This is a genomic window from Stenotrophomonas sp. YJH_SMC_135 (assembly GCF_059372355.1).
Map to the genome: position 1 here is coordinate 134941 of NZ_JCAFVN010000001.1, position 18469 is coordinate 153409.

The window sequence follows — 18469 nt, forward strand, 5'->3', positions numbered from 1 at the left end:
GTTGTATTGAAAACCATCGAAATCCACACCGACGGTTCCTGCCTTGGCAATCCCGGCCCCGGCGGCTGGGCTGCGCTGCTGCGCTACAAGGGCCACGAGCGTGAACTGAGCGGCGGCGAAGCGCACACCACCAACAACCGGATGGAGCTGATGGCGGCCATTTCCGGGTTGGAGACGCTCACCGAGCCCTGCAACATCGTGCTCTATACCGATTCGCAGTACGTGCGGCAGGGCCTGACGCAGTGGCTGCCCGGCTGGATCCGCAAGAACTGGAAGACCGCCGGCGGCGACCCGGTGAAGAACCGCGAGCTGTGGGAGCGCCTGCATGCCGCGACGCTGCGGCACCAGATCGACTGGCGCTGGGTAAAGGGCCACTCCGGTGACCCGGACAACGAGCGGGTGGATACGCTGGCGCGCAACGCGGCCATCCAGATCCGCGACGCCAGCCCGGTAAACTGAGCCCATGCGTCAGATCATCCTCGATACCGAAACCACCGGCCTGGAATGGAAGAAGGGCAACCGCATCGTCGAAATCGGCTGCGTGGAACTGTTCAAGCGCCGCCCGACCGGCAACAACTACCACCAGTACATCAAGCCGGACTGCGAGTTCGAACAGGGCGCGCAGGAAGTCACCGGCCTGACCCTGGAGTTCCTGGCTGACAAGCCGGACTTCGCGCAGATCGCCGATGAGTTCCTGGCCTTCATCGATGGCGCCGAGCTGATCATCCACAACGCGGCGTTCGACCTGGGCTTCCTCGACAACGAGCTGTCGCTGCTGGGCCCGCAGTACGGGAAGATCACCGATCGCTGCACGGTGATCGATACCCTGGTGATGGCGCGCGAGCGCTTCCCGGGCCAGCGCAATTCGCTGGATGCGCTGTGCAAGCGGCTGGGCGTGGACAACTCGCACCGTGCGCTGCATGGCGGCCTGCTCGATGCGCAGATCCTGGGCGACGTCTACATCGCGCTGACCTCGGGGCAGGAAGAGATCGGATTCGGCCTGGGGGATGACGATGGCGGTGGCGCCGGTGCGGCACTGCAGGCCTTCGATACCAGCAAGCTGCTGCCGCGCCCGCGCGTAGTGGCCACGCCGTCGGAGCTGGAAGCGCATGCCGCGCGGCTGGAGCGGCTGCGCAAGAAGGCCGGCCACGCACTGTGGGATGGGCCGAAGGTGGAAGAGCCCGCCAGCGCGTAATGCCTGGAAGAGGTAGTGCCGGCCGCTGGCCGGCATCTGCGTGAACACGTTTCCCGGTGAGCCGGCCAGCGGCCGGCACTACCGCCTCCACGCATGGCGTGGATCTACGGGTTAATGGCAGCGCACCAGGATCACGCTGATGTTGTCGCGGCCACCGCCGTCGAGCGCGGCGGCGACCAGCGTGTCCACGCATTCCTGTGCGCTTGCATCCTCGAAGGCGAGGGTGCGGGCGATGCCGCGGTCGTCCACTTCCTCGGTCAGGCCGTCACTGCACAGCAGCAGCTGCATGCCGGGGCGCAGCTCGCCGCTGGTGGTGGCCACGTTCAGATGTGCCGGATCGGTGACGCCCAGCGCCTGGGTGACCACGTTGCGATGTGGATGCGCGCGTGCCTGTTCGGCCGTCAGGTTGCCCTGCGCGACCAGTTCCTGCACCACGCTGTGATCCTGGCTGAGCTGTGCCAGCTGGCCGTCACGCCAGAGGTAGGCACGGCTGTCGCCGACCCATGCCACTTCATAGCGATTGCCCTGCACGCGTGCGGCGACCACGGTGGTACCCATCGGCAGGGTGTCGTTGCGCCGCCGCGAGGCGCGGATGATCTCTTCGTCGGCGGTGCGGATGGCCTGGGCCAGCGGCGCGCCACGGCGGATCTCGCGCACGATGGTTTCGCGCGCCAGCGCGCTGGCCACCTCGCCGCAGGCGTGGCCGCCCATGCCATCGGCCACCAGCCACAGGGCCAGCTCGCTGTCACCGTAGTAGGTGTCTTCGTTGAGCTCGCGGCGCAGGCCGGGGTGGGTGAGGTGTCCGAATTCGATCATGGTGTGCAGGGGCGGGGTATTGCTGGGGAGACAGGCATCATCGGGGGGCTGCGGGCATCCGGCAAGGCATGCATCCAGGAAATTTTCACTTCATTGACCGGAATGACTTGTCGTCGGCCTGACTTCCTCGTATGATGCGCGTCCCCGGTCCGCCGGGGACCACCCGGAGAGGTGGCAGAGTGGTTGAATGTACCTGACTCGAAATCAGGCAGGCGTTTATAGCGCCTCGGGGGTTCGAATCCCCCCCTCTCCGCCAGATAAAGAAAAAGGGCTGCCGAAAGGCAGCCCTTTTTCTTTATCTGGCGCGGGACGCGACGCGCTCTGCGCGTCGCCCCACACGTTGCTGTGCAACGTGTGGGCCCCTCCCTTTGCCGGCCTCTCCCCGCCCCTGTCGGGGCAGCCCCTCAACAGAGGGGCTTGATCCTCCAGATGCATCACTGAGATCCGCGCGGTGCGTGGATGCGCGGCGGGCATCACGCCGTAGTGACCCTGTACTGATCTGGCGCGGGACGCGACGCGCTCTGCGCGTCGCCCCACACGTTGCTGCGCAACGCGTGGGCCCCTCCCTTTGCCGGCCTCTCCCCGCCCCTGTCGGGGCAGCCCCTCAACAGAGGGGCTTGGTCCTCCAGATGCATCACTGAGATCCGCGCGGTGCGTGGATGCGCGGCGGGCATCACGCCGTAGTGACCCTGTACTGATCTGGCGCGGGACGCGACGCGCTCTGCGCGTCGCCCCACACGTTGCTGTGCAACCTGTGGGCCCCTCCCTTTGCCGGCCTCTCCCCGCCCCTGTCGGGGCAGCCCCTCAACAGAGGGGCTTGGTCCTCCAGATGCATCACTGAGATCCGCGCGGTGCGTGGACGCTGTTCCTGCTGGCAGGCTCATCCACGCATGGCGTGGATCTACCGGGGATATCCGTGCGGACGCTGCGGGTTACCATGTACGCATCACCTGCTGGAGCTTTTCCCCATGACCGCTGAAATCCTCGTTCCCGTTTCTTTCGGCGAGCTGCTGGACAAGATTTCGATCCTGCAGATCAAGTCCGAGCGCATCAGCGACGAGGGCAAGCTGGCCAACGTGCGCAGGGAGCTGTCGGCGCTGGAGCAGACCTGGATGGCACACCCGGCGGCCGTGAAGGACATCGCCAGGCTGCGTGCCGAGCTGAAGGTGGTCAACGAGCAGCTGTGGGAGATCGAGGACGACATCCGGCTGAAGGAGAAGGCGCAGGCGTTCGACCAGGGCTTCATCGACCTGGCGCGCAGCGTGTACCTGCGCAATGACGAACGCGCGCGCATCAAGAAGGCGATCAACCTCGCACTGGGCTCGGCGTACGTGGAGGAGAAGTCCTATCAGGATTACGCGCAGCGCGTGTAATCCCGGGCGGCCTGCCGCTCACCCCAGGTGGTCGGCGACGTAGCGTTCGAAGGCAGCGATACCGTCTTCCACGGTGATCAGTTCCATCACATCGTCGAACTCGATCTTGGTGCCCCACTTCAGATCGGTGGCCTGCTTGGCGAGGTACTTGCGTGCCGCATCGTCGTAGCGGTCCACGCAATAGCGACGATCCGAGTACGGGCCGCTGCGGTTCGGATTGCTGGCCGCATGCAGGCCCAGCACCTTGGCGCCCATCGCGTTGGCGATGTGCATCGGGCCGGAATCGGGCGTCATCACCAGGTTGGCGCGGGCCAGCAGGGCGGGCAGCTGCTTCAGCGTGTCCTTGCCTACCAGGTCCAGCGCCGGCGTGTGCAGCTGTGCCTGGATGGCGTCGGCCATGCTGCGCTCAAGTTCGCTGCGGCCGCCGCACAGCACCACCTGCCAGCCGCGCGTGACCGCGTGGTTGGCCACGGCGGCGTAGCGGTCGGCGTACCAGTTGCGGCGCACGTGGCTGGAGCACGGCGAGATCATCAGCACCGGGCGACCATCGTCGTGCCACTGCGCGGCGGCCCACTCATATGCCGACTGCGGCACGGCCAGGTCCCAGCTGACCTCGGTCTGGCGCAGGCCCAGCGGTTCGCAGAAGCTGCCGATGGCATCGAGCACATGGATGCCCGGACGGTCGGGAATGCGTTCGTTGATGAAAAGCCCATGCAGGTCCTTCGAGCGGCTGCGGTCGTAGCCGATGCGGCGCTCGGCCGGAATGAAGGCCGACAGCAGGTTGGCGCGGAACGCGACCTGCATCTGCAGCAGCGCTTCGAAGCGCCCCGGCGGCAGCTGCCTGCGCAGTTCCTTGACCCCGGCCATGCCGCTCTTCTTGTCGTAGGCATGGAAGGTGACGCCGGGCAGGCCGTCGAGCAGCTTGTGGCCGACCTTGTCGATGATCCAGTGGATCGGCGTGTCCGGGCGCGCGGCCTGCAGGGTACGCACCAGGGGCACCACGTGGGTGACATCGCCAAGTGCGGACAGGCGCAGGAGGCACAAGGAGGAGGACGCTGATGCCATGTGTTGTTAGACTCAATGAAATGGTCGCATTCGACGCCAATGAAGCGCTGACGCCATGCCGCGAGGGTCGCGGCATCGGGGCCATTCTGTTCGACCGCGAGCGGCTGCGGCAAGCCGAGATCGGCCTGTTCTCGCCCCAGCACTGGGGCAGCAGGGCCCGGCCGGTGGGCGAGGGCGGCCGCGGCAGCGCCTGGTTCGTCGATGCGCCGTTCGGTGCCAGCGTGCTGCGCCACTACCTGCGCGGCGGCATGGCGGCCCGTATCAGCCATGACCAGTACCTCTGGCGCGGCTCGGACCGGACCCGCAGCTTCGCCGAATTCCGCCTGATGCGCGCCCTGCGCGAGAAAAAGCTGCCGGTGCCACGGCCGATCGCCGCGTTCTACATGCGCGAGGGCCTGCGCTACCGGGCGGCGATCCTGATGGAGCGGATCGAGGGCGTGCGCTCGCTGGCCGACCGCGCACTGGTGGCCGGCCGGGGGGCTCCCTGGGAGGAGACCGGGCGCCTGATTGCCCGTTTCCATCGTGCCGGCCTGGACCATGCCGATCTCAACGCGCACAACATCCTGTTCGATGGCAGCGGCCATGGCTGGCTGATCGATTTCGACCGCGGCGTGATCCGCATCCCGGCGACCGCCTGGCGCGAGCGCAACCTCAAGCGCCTGCTGCGCTCGCTGATCAAGCTGCGCGGCGAGCGCAGCGTGGAAGACGTGCAGAAGGACTACGCGCGGCTGCGCCGTGCCTATGACATGGCCTGGAACCGGGGCACCTGATGGACTGGTCGCTGCGTTTCCTCGGCGTCGGCAATGCGTCGGCGGTCGAGCTGGGGTCGCCGATGTCGGTGATTGAACGGGAGGGGCGCCCATGGCTGACCATCGATTGTGGTGGCGAAGGCCTGACCGCGTTCAAGGCGCACTACGGGCAGATGCCGCAGGCGCTGTTCGTCACCCATGTGCACCTGGACCACGTGGCCGGCTTCGAGCGCCTGTTCGTGGATACCTTCTTCAATGCGCACCGGCGCGGCAAGGTGCGCCTGTACGTGCCCGCCACGGTGGTGCCGCTGCTGCACAAGCGCATCGGGGATTACCCGAACGTGCTGGCCGAGGGCGGTGCGAACTTCTGGGATGCCTTCCAGCTGATCGTGGTGGGCGAGGCGTTCTGGCACGAGGGCGTGCGCCTGGAAGTGTTTCCGGTGCGCCACCACTGGCCGGAGACGGCCTATGGCCTGCGCCTGCAGGGCGCGCTGACCTGGAGCGGCGATACCCGGCCGATTCCGGAGATGCTGGCACGCTTTGCCAGTGACAACGAACTGATCGCTCACGATTGCGGCCTGCACGGCAATCCCTCGCATACCGGCGTGGACGATCTGGAGCGTGAGTACAGCGCCGAACTGCAGGCGCGGATGATGCTGTACCACTACGCCAGCGCGGCCGATGGTCTGGCGCTGGCTGCGCGTGGGCACCGCGTGGCGCAGCCGGGGCAGTGCGTGCCGCTGGCGAGCCCGACCGCCCCGCACGTGCTGGCCCAGGACCCGCCGTGAGCGGTACCGGCCAGCCCGCAGGTGCGGCGTTGGCTGCCGGGCTGGAGGCGCTGGAGCGTGCACTGCATGCGCCGCAGGTGCGTGCCGACCGCGAGCAACTGGCCGCATTGCTGGATGAGGATTTCAGCGAGATCGGCAGCTCCGGCCAGTGCTACGACCGTGCGGCCGCGCTGGTGGAGATTCCGCTGGAGCGTGCCCAGGTGCAGATCGAATCGGAGCAGTACGCCGTCTGGCTGCTGTCGCAGGACCTGGCCCAGGTGCGCTACCGCAGCCGCCATCACCTTGATGGGCAGCTGCAGCACTGGGTGCTGCGCAGTTCGCTGTGGCGCCGGCACGGGGACAGATGGCGCATGGTGTTCCACCAGGGCACGCCCGAGGCAGGGTAGCGCGGCGCCATGCCGGGCCAAGAATGCGAAGCCGGGGTCAGATCCCTTTGCCATGCAAAGGGAACTGACCCCAGTGCGGAAAAGGCGGTGGCCCCGCCGGCTGACCTCGGCGCCCGCGTCGATCGATACCGTTGCTGCCTTCCGGCCCTGGCGGGGTTTTCGACCTAGCGTCGCGAGGGGCCGACGGGGCCACCATAGAGACGTTGGCCGCCCGATGGGCGGCCAGTTCACGGATCAGGGGAAACAGCGCGCGGCGCGCCGGAGACCACAGCCGGACTGCACATCGGGCTGGCCGATGGCAGACGCGCATTCTAGCGCAGGCAGGCCCATCGACGCCAGCTTCATGCACTGAATCGGCTGTAACCCGCTCCCGGCGGCGGCGGCCTGGGGCTGCCGCCGTTGCTAGAATGCCGGCCAGGAGGAACGACCTCCCCCACATCGGGAATCAAAGACCAGGACGGCCTGGCCCTACCAAGAGGAGGGCCGTCATGGCCTGGATCTATCTGTTGTTTGCCGGCCTGCTGGAAATCGTCTGGGCCGTGTCCATGAAGCAGTCCGAAGGCTTCACCCGGCTCACCCCCACCGTGGTCACCATCATCGGCATGATCGCCAGCTTCTGGTTGCTGGCGGTGGCCATGCGCAGCCTGCCGCTGGGAACCGCCTATACGATCTGGACCGGCATCGGCGCGGTCGGGGCGTTCGTGGTTGGCATTGTGTTCCTGGGCGAGCAGGTCAGCCCGATGCGGATCGGTGCGGCGGTGTTGATCGTTTCCGGCCTGGTGCTGATGAAACTCTCGAGCAGCTGAATCCATTTACTTATGGCGGGGAAGGGAATCTCCGCTTGCTGCAGGTATATGCATTTTCGGCAAAACCATTTTGTCCGCCCCTGTTATTTGACGCACGTCATAAAAATAGCGCGCGTGATTCACATGCCGCTGGCACCGTCGGTCGCACAGTGCCGCCATTCGTCGGGCGAAATCGGGGAGTTTTCGCCTTGACGGACGCGCTGGCGCACCTGTCCCCGGGTGCGATCGCGTGAAGATGTGAAGATTTTCAGGAGTTAATGCCTTCAGGCCTTGTTCCCGTTCGGGGAGCCGGGGTGGGCCGCATTGTCTCCAAAAAACCTGCCAGCTGTGCCATCCGGTCTTTTCATGGAGATTTACCGATGAACCGCATTTACCGTCTGGTTTTCAATCGTGCCCTTGGGGTAATGCAGGTTGCTTCGGAGGTCGCCCAGAACCCCGGCGGAAGCGCGGTCAGCGCAGGGCGGGTGCCGCGATTGCGGGCGCACCAGCTGGCGGCGGCTTTGGCCGCCACACTGGCCAGCGGATCGGCATTCGCAGCGTGCACCGGCACCACAACCGTAAACTGCGACAGCACCACCAGCATCAACAACTACTCCAACGCGACCAACGGCCTCACGCTGAACATCGACGCGGGTGCATTGCTGCGTACGCCGCCGATCGTAGGTGGCGGCAACGCAGCAACGCTGACCGGCGACAACGTGACGGTCAACAACAATGGCACGATCGATCCGAGCTCGATCATCCTCGCCTCGCCCGGCCTGGTCATCGGCAATGGTTCTGCCAACAACAGCGTGATCGTCGTCAACAACAACGCCAGCGGACAGATCAAGGGTGTCGTCAACATCGCAACGCTGCTGGGCTTCGGTGGACAGGCGCTGGTGGCACAGAATGTCAACGGCACCACCACCATCAACAACGCCGGCCTGATCAGCACGTCGCTGATCGGTGCAGGCAGCGTTTCCGACGCGACCACGGTGGTGACCTATGGTGGTGCAGCCGCCAATGTGGCCAACACAGGCACCATCGACGGACGCGTCGGCCTGGGTGCTTCTGGCGGTAACACGTTCCTCAATGCGGGGGCGGTCAGTGGCAGCGTTCACCTGGGTGATTCAACCGGCGGCAACACCTTCACCGCAGTGTCGGGTTCCAGCGTTGTGAGCGGCGGCGGCAGCGCTCTTGCCGGCGTGATTACCGGTGTCACCGGGGTAAAGGTTGCGGCTGCGGGATCGGTCGACGCCGGTACCGGCAGTGGTGCGGCCAACAACACGCTGGTGTTGCAGAACGTCGTCAGCGGTCCGGGGTCCGGCACCGGCGGAGCGGTGACCACGCTGGGCTGGAACCAGTACCTCAACTTCCAGAAGCTCACCGTCAACAGCGGCACCTGGAACCTGCAGGGTGCGTGGGCGGGTGCAGGTACGACCACGCTCAATGATGGCCTGGTCAATTTCAACAATGCCGGTTCCTTCGGCACAGGGCTGTTCACCGCCAACGGCGGTGCCATCGCCTCCGCCACGGCCGGTCTGAACCTGGCCAACGCTTTCAGCCTTGGTGGCAATCTGTCCCTGGCAGGGACCAATGCGTTCAGCCTGGGGGGCTTGCTGTCCGGTACTGGCAGGCTGACGGTCAACAACACCGGCATCGTTACTCTCGGCGGCGCAAACCTGTTCTCCGGCGGCGTCAACCTCAATGCCGGCGGCCTGGTACTGGGCAATGCCGGTGCACTGGGCAGCGGCAACCTGACCGTGGGTGGCAGCGCTTCACTGGATACGACGGCGGGCTTCACCCTGGGCAACAATCTGGTGATCAATGGCGGGGGCTCGCTGAACCTGCTGGGCAGCAATGCGTTGTCATTGAACGGTTCGATCTCCGGTGCCGGCAACCTGACCAAGAGCGGCGCCGGCACCCTCACCTTGAACGGCGCCAATGCGCTGACCGGCAGTTTCAACCTGGCCGGAGGCGCGTTGGCGCTGGGCGCGGGCGGCAGCCTGTCACCCACCGGCGCGATCACGGTCGGCGTCGGTACCACCCTGGACCTGTCGGCGGCCGCCAACCAGACCATCGGTTCGCTGGCGGGCCTCGGCGGTTCGGTTAACCTGGGCAGCCACACGCTCACCCTCGCGGGGCTGGGCGATACCAGCTACAGCGGTACGTTCGCCGCAGGCACGGGTGGCCTGGTCAAGCTGGGCACCGGCGTGCAGACCTTGTCGGGCGTGAACAACCTCAGCGGCGGCGTGGCACTCAACGGCGGCGGCCTGCTGCTGGGCAATGCTGCTGCGCTGGGTAGCGGTGCGCTCAGTGTCGGCGGCAACGTGACGCTCGATGGAACCACGGGGGCGCTTGCACTGGCCAACGCGGTCAACCTCGGTTCGGGTGCCAGCCTCAATCTGCTCGGCAACCAGGCGTTGACGTTCAACGGCGTGATCGGTGGCGCCGGTGGCCTGGTCAAGAGCGGTGCGTCGTCGCTGACGCTCAATGGCGCCAACACCTTCGGCGGCGGCGTGGCGTTCAATGCCGGCAGCCTGGTGCTGGGCAACGCTGGAGCACTGGGAACCGGTGCGCTGAATGTTGGTGGCGTGGTGTCGCTCGACACCAGCGCGGCGCTTGCGGTCGGCAATGGCATCACGCTGGGCGCGGGTGGCTCGCTCAATGTGCTGGGCTCGAACGCATTGACGCTGGGCGGCGCCATCGGTGGCACCGGCAGCCTGGTCAAGAACGGTGCAGCCACGCTTACGCTGGGTGGCGCAAATACCTTCACCGGCGGCCTGGCGATCAATGCCGGCAAGGTTGCGGTGGGCAGCGGCGGAAGCTTGGCTGCCGGCGGTGCGGTCAACCTGACCGGCGTTGGCGCGGACCTGGACATCTCGCTCGGCGGCAACCAGACCATCGGCGCGCTGTCCGGTATTGCCGGCAGCACGGTGACGCTGGGCAGCAGCACGCTCACCTTCGGTGATGCCACCAACCAGACGTTCGCGGGCGTGATCGGTGGTACCGGCGGCCTGGTCAAGCAGGGCACCGGCGTGCAGACGCTGACCGGCGCCAATACCTTCAGTGGTGGCCTGGACCTTACGGCCGGTGGCCTGGTGCTGGGCAATGCCGGTGCGCTGGGAAGCGGCGCGCTGACGGTCAGTGGCAACGGTTCGCTGGATGCCACGACAGCGCTGAACCTGGGCAATGCGATCAACCTCGGCGCGGCCCTGACCCTGCCGGGCAGCCAGAACCTGGCCCTGGCCGGCAACATCACGGGCACCGGCAGCCTGGTCAAGAACGGCGCGGCGACACTGACCTTGAACGGTACCAACACCTTCAGTGGTGGACTGAGCGCGAACGCTGGCGCCCTGCTGCTGGGCAACAGCGGCGCACTCGGCACCGGGACGCTGGGCATCGGTGGCAACGTCTCGCTCGACGGCAGTGCGCCGCTGAACCTGGGCAACAACGTGGCACTGGGTGCAGGCGCCGCGTTGTCGCTGCCGGGTTCGCAGTCGATCACGCTGGGTGGGGTGGTGTCCGGTGCGGGCAGGCTGGTGAAGAACGGTGCCACCACCTTGACCCTCAATGGCGCCAACAGCTTCGGTGGCGGGCTGACCGTCAACGGCGGCGGCCTGCTGCTGGGCAATGCCGGCGCGCTGGGCACCGGTGCATTGTCGGTGGGGGCCAATACCACGCTGGACAGTTCGGTGGCGCTGGACCTGGCCAACAGCGTCAACCTCGGCGCCGGTGCGGTGCTGGATCTGCTGGGCAGCCAGAACGTGTCGCTGGGGGGCGTCATCAGCGGCACCGGCGGGCTGGTCAAGAACGGTGCGGCGACACTGGCGTTGAACGGCGCCAATACGTTCAGCGGGGGCGTCGGGCTCAACGCGGGCGTACTGCAGCTTGGCAACGCACAGGCGCTGGGTACCGGCCAGCTGGACGTGGGCGGCAACGCTTCGCTGGATGCCACTGCGGCGCTTTCGGTGGGCAACACCCTCGGCCTCGCCGCCGGCGCCAACCTCACCGTGCTGGGCAGCAATGACCTGACGCTGACCGGTCCGGTGTTCGGCGCCGGCGGGCTGATCAAGGATGGCGCGGCGCGCCTCACGCTGTCTGGCGCCAACACGTTCGGGGGTGGCACCACCGTCAACGCCGGCACGCTGGCGCTGGGGGCCGGTGGCAGCCTTGCCGCGGCCGGTGCGGTGGATCTTGCCGGCGCCGGTGCGACGCTGGACATCTCCGCAGCCGGTGCCGCGCAGACCATTGGCGCACTCAACGGCGTCGCAGGCAGCCAGCTGGCGCTGGGCGCGCAGTCGCTGACCTTTGGCGGCGCCGGCAACGGCAGCTTTGCCGGCGTGATCGGTGGCACTGGCGGCCTGGTCAAGACGGGTACCGGCGTGCAGACGCTGTCCGGTGCCAACACCTTCAGTGGCGGTGTTGCACTCAACGCGGGTGGCCTGATCCTCGGCAATGCCAGCGCGCTCGGCACCGGTGCGCTGGGCATCGGTGGCACCACCACGCTGGACAGCACGGTGGCGTTGAACCTGGCCAATGCAGTGAACTTCGGTGCGGGCACGCAGCTGACGCTGGGCGGCAGCAACGATGTCACGCTCGGTGGCGTGGTGGCCGGCAATGGCAGCCTGGTCAAGAACGGTACGGGCCTGCTGACCCTCAACAACACCAACACCTTCGCTGGCGGCCTGACCCTGAACGGTGGTGGCCTGGTCGTCGGTGCGGATGGTGCGCTTGGTACCGGCCCGCTGGCGGTGAATACCAGCACCACGCTGGATGCGGGCGCGGCAGTGACGCTCGGCAATGCGGTCACGCTGGGCTCGGGCGTTGCACTGACGGTGCCGGGCAGCAATGCGCTGACGCTGTCGGGCGTGGTCGGCGGCAATGGCAGCCTGATCAAGAACGGCGCTACCACGCTGACGCTGTCCGGTGCCAACACCTACACCGGCGGTACCACCATCAATGCCGGCACGCTGGCGCTGGGCACGGGCGGCAGCCTGGCCGCGGCGGGTGACGTCACGTTGGGGGCGGGCGCCGGCTTCGATATCTCCGGTGCCGGCAGCAGCCAGACCATCGGCGCACTCAATGGTCTGGGCGGCAGCACGCTGGCGCTGGGCGGAAACTCATTGACGTTCGGTACGGCCGGCAATGCCGCGTTCGACGGCGTGATCAGTGGCGGCGGGGGGCTGGTCAAGGTGGGCGCGGGCGTACAGACGCTGTCCGGTGCCAACACCTTTGGCGGCGGCGTGACCCTCAATGCAGGCGGGCTGGTACTCGGCAATGACGCGGCGCTGGGCACCGGTGCATTGACGGTCGGCGGTGCTGCCACGCTGGATACCACCGGCCTGGCAACGCTGGCCAACAACATCGCGCTCAACGCCGGGCTGACCGTGCTCGGGACCAACGCACTGACGCTCAACGGCGTCCTTTCCGGTGCCGGCAGCCTGACCAAGAACGGCAGCGCGACGCTGACCTTGAATGGCATCAACAGCTATACCGGTGGCACCAACATCAACGCCGGCACGCTGGCGCTGGGGGCCGGTGCCAGCCTGGCGGCGAGCGGTACCGTGAACCTCGCCACAGGTGCCACGCTGGATCTGTCTGCCGGCAGCGGCACGCAGGTGTTCGGAACCCTGGTCGGCAACGGTACGGTGAACCTCGGCGCCAACTCGATCGAAGTCGGCGGCGCCACCAATGGCACCTTCAGTGGCTCGATCGCAGGCACGGGTGGCCTGACCAAGGTCGGTACGGGCATCGAGACGCTGACCGGTGCCAACACCTACACCGGCGGCACCTTCATCACTGCCGGTACGCTGGCGATTGGTCCGGGCGGCAGCCTTGCAGCCACCGGCGCGGTGACGCTGAGCGCTGCAGGCACCGGCTTCGATATCTCCACCGCAGGGGCCAACCAGACCATCGGCTCGTTGAACGGGGTGGCGGGCTCGACGGTGAGCCTGGGTGCACAGACGCTGACACTCGGTGGTGTGGGCAACAGCCTCTTCGATGGCGCGATTTCCGGCACCGGTGGCCTGGTCAAGAATGGCGCCGGCGTCCTCACACTGGGAGGCGCCAATCTGTTCAGTGGTGGCGTCGCACTCAACGGCGGTGGCCTGGTGGTCGGCAACAACGCTGCGCTCGGCAGCGGTGCGCTGGCAGTGGGCGGCAACGCGACGCTGGACGCATCGACAGGCGTCAACCTGGCCAACAACATCGGGCTCGCAGCGGGCGCGAACCTCGACCTGCTTGGCAGCCAGGCGCTGACACTGGGCGGTGTGATTTCCGGTACCGGCGGCCTGGTCAAGGACGGTGCGGCCACCGTGACCCTGAGCGGTGCCAACACCTACACCGGTGGTACCACCATCAACAACGGCACGCTGGCGATCGGCGCGGGTGGCAGCCTCGCCGCGACCGGCGCGGTGAACCTGGCCGGTGCCGGCACGTTCGACATTTCGGCGGGCAACCAGGCCATCGGCTCGCTGGCCGGCGTCGCCGGCAGCACGGTGGCGCTGGGTGGCAGCACGCTGACCCTGGGCGGCACCGTGGACAGCACCTTCAGCGGTGCGATCAGTGGCAACGGCGGCCTGGTCAAGAACGGTGCAGGCGTGCAGACGCTCAACGGCGGCAGCACCTTCAGCGGCGGCGTAACGCTCAACGCCGGCGGCCTGGTGGTCGGCAACAATGCTGCGCTGGGCACCGGTGCGGTGACGGTCGCAGGCGCTGCGACGCTCGATTCGAACACAGCGGTCACCCTCGCCAACAACTTCACCCTCAACAACGCGTTGACCGTCCTCGGCAGCAACAACCTCACCCTCAACGGCAACCTGAGCGGCACCGGCAGCCTGACCAAGGAGGGAGCCGCAACGCTGACCCTGAACGGCACCAACACCTACACCGGTGGCACCAACATCAACGCCGGTACATTGGCACTGGGTGCTGGCGCGAGCCTGCACGCCAGTGGCATCGTCAACCTGGCCTCGGGTGCGACCTTCGATCTGTCGGCGGGCAGCGGCACGCAGCAGTTCGGCACACTGGTCGGCAACGGTACGGTGAACCTGGGGGCCAACACGCTGACGATCGGTGATGCCAGCAATGGCACGTTCAGTGGTTCGTTGGCCGGCTCGGGTGGCCTGATCAAGGAAGGCTCGGGGACCCAGACGCTGACCGGCACCAACACCTTCACCGGGGGTACCACCATCAACGCCGGCACGCTGGCGATCGGCGCCGGTGGCAGCCTGGCGGCGACCGGTGCGGTGAACCTGGCCAATGCCGGTACCACCTTCGACATCAGCGCGGGTGGTGCGCAGGCGATCGGTTCGCTGGCAGGCGTGGCGGGTTCGACCGTTGCGCTAGGCGGCAGCACGCTGACCCTCAATGGCGTGGGCAATACCACGTTCGCCGGCACCATCGGAGGGGCCGGTGGCCTGGTAAAGAACGGCGCAGGCATCCAGGGCTTGACTGGCGTCAACGTCTTCACGGGTGGCGTGACCCTCAATGCCGGTGGCCTGCTGCTGGGCAACGACGGTTCGCTGGGCACCGGCGCGCTGACCGTGGGCGGCAACGCCAGCCTGGACGGCACCAGCGCGCTGACCCTGGCCAACACCGTGCAGCTGGCCAATGGCACGCTGACCCTGGCGGGCAGCAACGCGCTGACCTTGAATGGCCCGATCAGCGGCGCTGGCGGCCTGCTGAAAGATGGCGCGGCAACCGTCACCCTGGGCGGCGCCAGCACCTACACCGGTACCACCACCATCAACAGCGGCACGCTGGCGGTGGCGGCCGGTGGCAGCCTGTCCGGTGCCAGCACGGTGAACCTGTCCGGCGCCGGCACGTTGGACATCAGTGCCGGTGGCAGCCAGAGCATCGGTGGCCTGGCCGGCGTGACCGGATCCAGCGTGGTGCTGGGCGGTGCGACCCTGACCACCGGCGGCAACAACGGCAGCACCACCTTCGGCGGTGTGCTCAGTGGCACTGGTGGCCTGGTGCAGAGCGGCACCGGCACGCTGACCTTGAGCGGCGACAACGTCTATACCGGCGGCACCACCATCAATGGTGGCAGCACGCTGCAGATCGGCAACGGCGGCAGCACCGGCTCGGTGCTGGGCGACATCACCAACAATGGCAGCCTGGTCTACAACCTGGGCACGACGGCAACCGTGGGCGCGGTGGTCAGTGGCAGCGGCGGCCTGACCCAGGCCGGTAGTGGCACGCTGGTGCTGACCGGCAACAACACCTACACCGGCGGTACCACCATCAATGCCGGCGGCACGCTGCAGGTGGGCAATGGCGGTGCGACCGGCGCGATCGTCGGTGACATCACCAACAACGGTGCGCTGGTGTCCAACGTGGCCGGCAACACCTTGCTGGGCGGCACCATCAGCGGCACCGGTGGCCTGACCCAGGCCGGTGCCGGTACGCTGACCCTGACCGGCAACAACACCTATACCGGCGGTACCACCATCAATGCCGGCGGCACGCTGCAGGTGGGCAATGGCGGTGCCACCGGTGCGATCACCGGCAATGTCGCCAACAACGGCAGCCTGGTCTTCGACGTCGCGGGCAACACCACCGTCGGCGGCGCGATCAGTGGCAGTGGTGGCCTGACCCAGGCCGGCAGCGGGGTGCTGACCCTGGTCGGCAACAACACCTACAGCGGCGGTACCACCATCAATGCCGGCGGCACGCTGCAGGTGGGCAATGGCGGTACAACCGGCGCCATCGCCGGCGACATCACCAACAATGGTGCGTTGATTTCCAACGTGGCCGGCAACACCGCGCTGGGCGGCACCATCAGTGGCAGTGGCGGCCTGACCCAGGCCGGCAGCGGTACGCTGCTGCTGACCGGCACCAACACCTACACCGGCGGTACCACCATCAATGCCGGTGGCACGCTGCAGCTGGGCAATGGCGGTGCGACCGGTTCGATCGTCGGTGATGTCACCAACAATGGCACGCTGCTGTCCAACGTGGCCGGCAACACCACGCTGGGCGGCACCATCAGCGGCAGTGGCGGCCTGACCCAGGCCGGCAGCGGCACGCTGACCCTGACCGGCAACAACACCTATACCGGCCCGACCACCATCAACGCCGGTGGCACGCTGCAGGTTGGCAATGGCGGTGCGACCGGTGCGATCGGCGGCAGTGTCGTCAACAACGGCAGCCTGGTGTTCAACGTGGGTGGCAACAGCACCGTCGGCGGCGCCATCAGCGGCAGCGGCGGCCTGACCCAGGCCGGCACCGGCACCGTGGTCCTGGCCGGCAACAACACCTATACCGGCGGCACCACCATCAACACCGGCGGCACGCTGCAGGTCGGCAACGGTGGCGCGAGCGGTGCGATCACCGGCAACGTCAGCAACAACGGCAGCCTGGTGTTCAACGTGGGTGGCAACACCACCGTCGGCGGCACCATCAGCGGCAGCGGCGGCCTGACCCAGGCCGGCACCGGCATCGTGATCCTGACCGGCAACAACACCTATACCGGTGGCACCACCATCAACGCCGGTGGCACGGTGCAGGTCGGCAACGGTGGGGCCAGCGGCGCGATCACCGGCAACATCACCAACAACGGTGGCCTGGTGATCAACACCGGTGGCACCACCACGCTGGGCGGCAACATCAGCGGCGGCGGCAGCATCGTGCAGGCCGGCCCCGGTGGCCTGAACCTCGGCGGCAACAGTGGTGGCTTCAACGGTACCGGCCAGGTCACCGGCGGCGGCCTGAATGTCACCGGCACCATCGGCGGCCAGTGGACCATCGGCAGCGGTACCACGCTGTCCGGCACCGGCACCATTGGTGGCACCGGCGGTGGCGTGACGGTGTCCAGTGGTGGCGTGCTGTCGCCGGGCAATGGCCCGGGCAACGGCAGCGGCACAGGCAATGGCACCGGCACGATCACCGTGGGTGGCAACCTGACCCTGTCGCCGGGCAGCACGCTGGGCATCGATCTGGGTGCCAGCGGCAGCGATACGGTACAGGTGGGCGGCAGCGCCAACGTGGGTGGCAGCACCGTAAAGGTGAACACCATCTCGCCGAGCACCAGCTACCAGCAGGGCCAGCAGTACACGGTGATCAATGCGGGCGGTGGGGTGAGCGGGCAGTTCGCCTCGGCGAACTCGCCGTCGGCCTTCCTGACCATCACCCCGGTCTACACCGCCAACACCGCCAACCTGCAGATCGACGTGGCGCAGACGGCGGCGTTCACCACCGTGGCCAACACGCGCAACCAGTACAACACCGCTGCGGCGCTGGACAGCCTGCCGCAGAGTGGCGCGGCGCTGGGCCTGTACAACACGGTGCTGCTGTATGACGCCGGCACTGCGCGCAGCGCATTCGACCAGCTCTCCGGCGAAGTGCACGCGGCCAGCCGCGCGGTGCTGCTGTACGACAACTACCTGGAAGAGGGCATCCGCCAGCGCCTGGGCAGTGAGCTGCCGACCGTGCGTGGTGAGCGTGCCTCGGCCTGGCTGGCCGGTAGCGGCAAGGTGTTCAAGCAGGATGGCGATGGCAATGGCGATGAGATCCGTTCCAATCGCAATGCGGTGATGGCGGGTGTGGACTGGCAGCTGGGTGAACACGTGGTGCTGGGTGCGGCGGCCGGCAACGAACGCCTGGATACGCGCCTGTACGATCGCAGTTCGCGCGCCCGCCTGCGCGGCAACACGTTCGGCCTGTATGCACAGGGACAGTGGAACAACGGCTTTGCGGTCGGTGGCAGCGTGTCGCGCGGTGACTACCGCACGCGCACCACGCGTGAAGTGCCTCTGCTGGGCCAGACCCTGTACAGCCGCCAGGATTCGGACGTGACCATCGCCCAGGTCGAAGGCAGCTGGACCTGGACCCATGGCAGGACCCAACTGCAGCCGTACGTGCAGTTCACCCGGCACTGGGTCGACAGTGATCGTGCGCTGGAGCAGGGTGGCAGTGCCGCACTGGTGCTGGAAGGCGGCAAGGACACGCTCAACGTCAGCACGGTGGGCGTGCGGGGCCGCTGGGACGTGGGTAGCGGCGCGCGCTTCCCGGCGCAGCTGACCGTCGGCCTGGGCTGGCAGCATGCATCGGGTGACACCGATGTGGCCAGCCGCAACCGCTTCGCGGTCGGTGGCGATGCCTTCGATGTCTACAGCGCGGTGATGGCACGCAATGCGCTGGTCAGCCAGCTCGGCGTGGCGGTCGGCCTGGGTCGCAACAGCCAGCTGTCGATGTTCGTGCAGGGCCAGCACGGTGATGGCCGCCGCGATGTCGGCGGGCAGATCAACCTGCGGGTAGGCTTCTAAGGGGGGCGGGCCAGCGGTAGATCCACGCGCTGCGTGGAT

At 67.4% G+C, this 18469-nt stretch carries 10 protein-coding genes, 1 tRNA gene and 1 other RNA gene; 9 read left to right on the plus strand and 3 right to left on the minus strand.

All coding sequences use genetic code 11. The features are described from left to right. The first annotated feature begins 6 nt into the window (after window positions 1-6). Together rnhA and dnaQ are read left to right on the plus strand one after the other, a co-directional pair. Window positions 7-459 (plus strand): ribonuclease HI, encoded by a 453-nt coding sequence (rnhA, locus tag AC5P98_RS00795; protein ID WP_014646157.1) that lies wholly within the window; start codon window positions 7-9, stop codon window positions 457-459. Between the two features lie 4 nt (window positions 460-463). Beyond that, window positions 464-1195 carry a DNA polymerase III subunit epsilon gene (dnaQ, locus tag AC5P98_RS00800; RefSeq protein ID WP_014036152.1) on the plus strand — a complete coding sequence of 244 codons (732 nt, stop codon included), beginning with the start codon at window positions 464-466 and terminating at the stop codon, window positions 1193-1195. Between the two features lie 111 nt (window positions 1196-1306). On the opposite strand, the gene AC5P98_RS00805 is transcribed toward dnaQ, so the two are convergent. Further along, window positions 1307-2011 carry a PP2C family protein-serine/threonine phosphatase gene (locus AC5P98_RS00805; RefSeq protein ID WP_014036153.1) on the minus strand — a complete coding sequence of 235 codons (705 nt, stop codon included), beginning with the start codon at window positions 2009-2011 and terminating at the stop codon, window positions 1307-1309. 165 nt (window positions 2012-2176) lie between these two features. Here AC5P98_RS00805 and AC5P98_RS00810 point away from each other — a divergent pair. Next, a tRNA-Ser gene (locus tag AC5P98_RS00810) sits at window positions 2177-2267 on the plus strand. 712 nt (window positions 2268-2979) lie between these two features. Further along, window positions 2980-3384 (plus strand): DUF6165 family protein, encoded by a 405-nt coding sequence (locus AC5P98_RS00815; RefSeq protein ID WP_014646159.1) that lies wholly within the window; start codon window positions 2980-2982, stop codon window positions 3382-3384. 18 nt (window positions 3385-3402) lie between these two features. Here the strand turns inward: AC5P98_RS00815 and AC5P98_RS00820 are convergent, their stop codons facing one another. Next, the gene (locus AC5P98_RS00820; protein ID WP_046429133.1) at window positions 3403-4449 is read right to left on the minus strand and encodes a glycosyltransferase family 9 protein; all 1047 of its coding nucleotides are present in this window, start codon (window positions 4447-4449) and stop codon (window positions 3403-3405) included. Window positions 4450-4469: 20 nt separating this feature from the next. Here AC5P98_RS00820 and AC5P98_RS00825 point away from each other — a divergent pair, with 20 nt between their 5' ends. The 3 genes from AC5P98_RS00825 to AC5P98_RS00835 are packed head-to-tail and all read left to right on the plus strand — an operon-like array spanning window position 4470 to window position 6372. Next, window positions 4470-5219 carry a 3-deoxy-D-manno-octulosonic acid kinase gene (locus AC5P98_RS00825; RefSeq protein WP_032958195.1) on the plus strand — a complete coding sequence of 250 codons (750 nt, stop codon included), beginning with the start codon at window positions 4470-4472 and terminating at the stop codon, window positions 5217-5219. Beyond that, entirely contained in the window at window positions 5219-5986 is a 768-nt protein-coding gene (locus AC5P98_RS00830; RefSeq protein ID WP_032958196.1) for an MBL fold metallo-hydrolase, read from the plus strand. Before AC5P98_RS00825 ends, AC5P98_RS00830 begins: the two co-directional genes overlap by 1 nt. Next, entirely contained in the window at window positions 5983-6372 is a 390-nt protein-coding gene (locus tag AC5P98_RS00835; protein WP_049405685.1) for a nuclear transport factor 2 family protein, read from the plus strand. The genes AC5P98_RS00830 and AC5P98_RS00835 overlap by 4 nt, the downstream gene beginning before the upstream one ends. Window positions 6373-6462: 90 nt before the next feature. On the opposite strand, the gene ffs is transcribed toward AC5P98_RS00835, so the two are convergent. Beyond that, window positions 6463-6559, minus strand: an RNA gene (ffs, locus tag AC5P98_RS00840) — signal recognition particle sRNA small type. 301 nt (window positions 6560-6860) lie between these two features. Between ffs and AC5P98_RS00845 the strand changes: the two genes are divergently transcribed. After that, entirely contained in the window at window positions 6861-7178 is a 318-nt protein-coding gene (locus tag AC5P98_RS00845) for a DMT family transporter (protein ID WP_005415486.1), read from the plus strand. Window positions 7179-7537: 359 nt separating this feature from the next. Then, on the plus strand, window positions 7538-18430 hold the full coding sequence (locus AC5P98_RS00850) for an autotransporter-associated beta strand repeat-containing protein (RefSeq protein WP_099476053.1): 10893 nt from the start codon (window positions 7538-7540) through the stop codon (window positions 18428-18430). Window positions 18431-18469: the final 39 nt, after the last annotated feature.

Bases quoted from the DNA above. Each gene is read 5' to 3' on its own strand.
- dnaQ (WP_014036152.1), top strand. From the start codon at position 464: ATGCGTCAGATCATCCTCGATACCGAAACCACCGGCCTGGAATGGAAG.
- AC5P98_RS00805 (WP_014036153.1), bottom strand. From the start codon at position 2,011: ATGATCGAATTCGGACACCTCACCCACCCCGGCCTGCGCCGCGAGCTC.
- AC5P98_RS00815 (WP_014646159.1), top strand. From the start codon at position 2,980: ATGACCGCTGAAATCCTCGTTCCCGTTTCTTTCGGCGAGCTGCTGGAC.
- AC5P98_RS00820 (WP_046429133.1), bottom strand. From the start codon at position 4,449: ATGGCATCAGCGTCCTCCTCCTTGTGCCTCCTGCGCCTGTCCGCACTT.
- AC5P98_RS00825 (WP_032958195.1), top strand. From the start codon at position 4,470: ATGGTCGCATTCGACGCCAATGAAGCGCTGACGCCATGCCGCGAGGGT.
- AC5P98_RS00830 (WP_032958196.1), top strand. From the start codon at position 5,219: ATGGACTGGTCGCTGCGTTTCCTCGGCGTCGGCAATGCGTCGGCGGTC.
- AC5P98_RS00845 (WP_005415486.1), top strand. From the start codon at position 6,861: ATGGCCTGGATCTATCTGTTGTTTGCCGGCCTGCTGGAAATCGTCTGG.
- AC5P98_RS00850 (WP_099476053.1), top strand. From the start codon at position 7,538: ATGAACCGCATTTACCGTCTGGTTTTCAATCGTGCCCTTGGGGTAATG.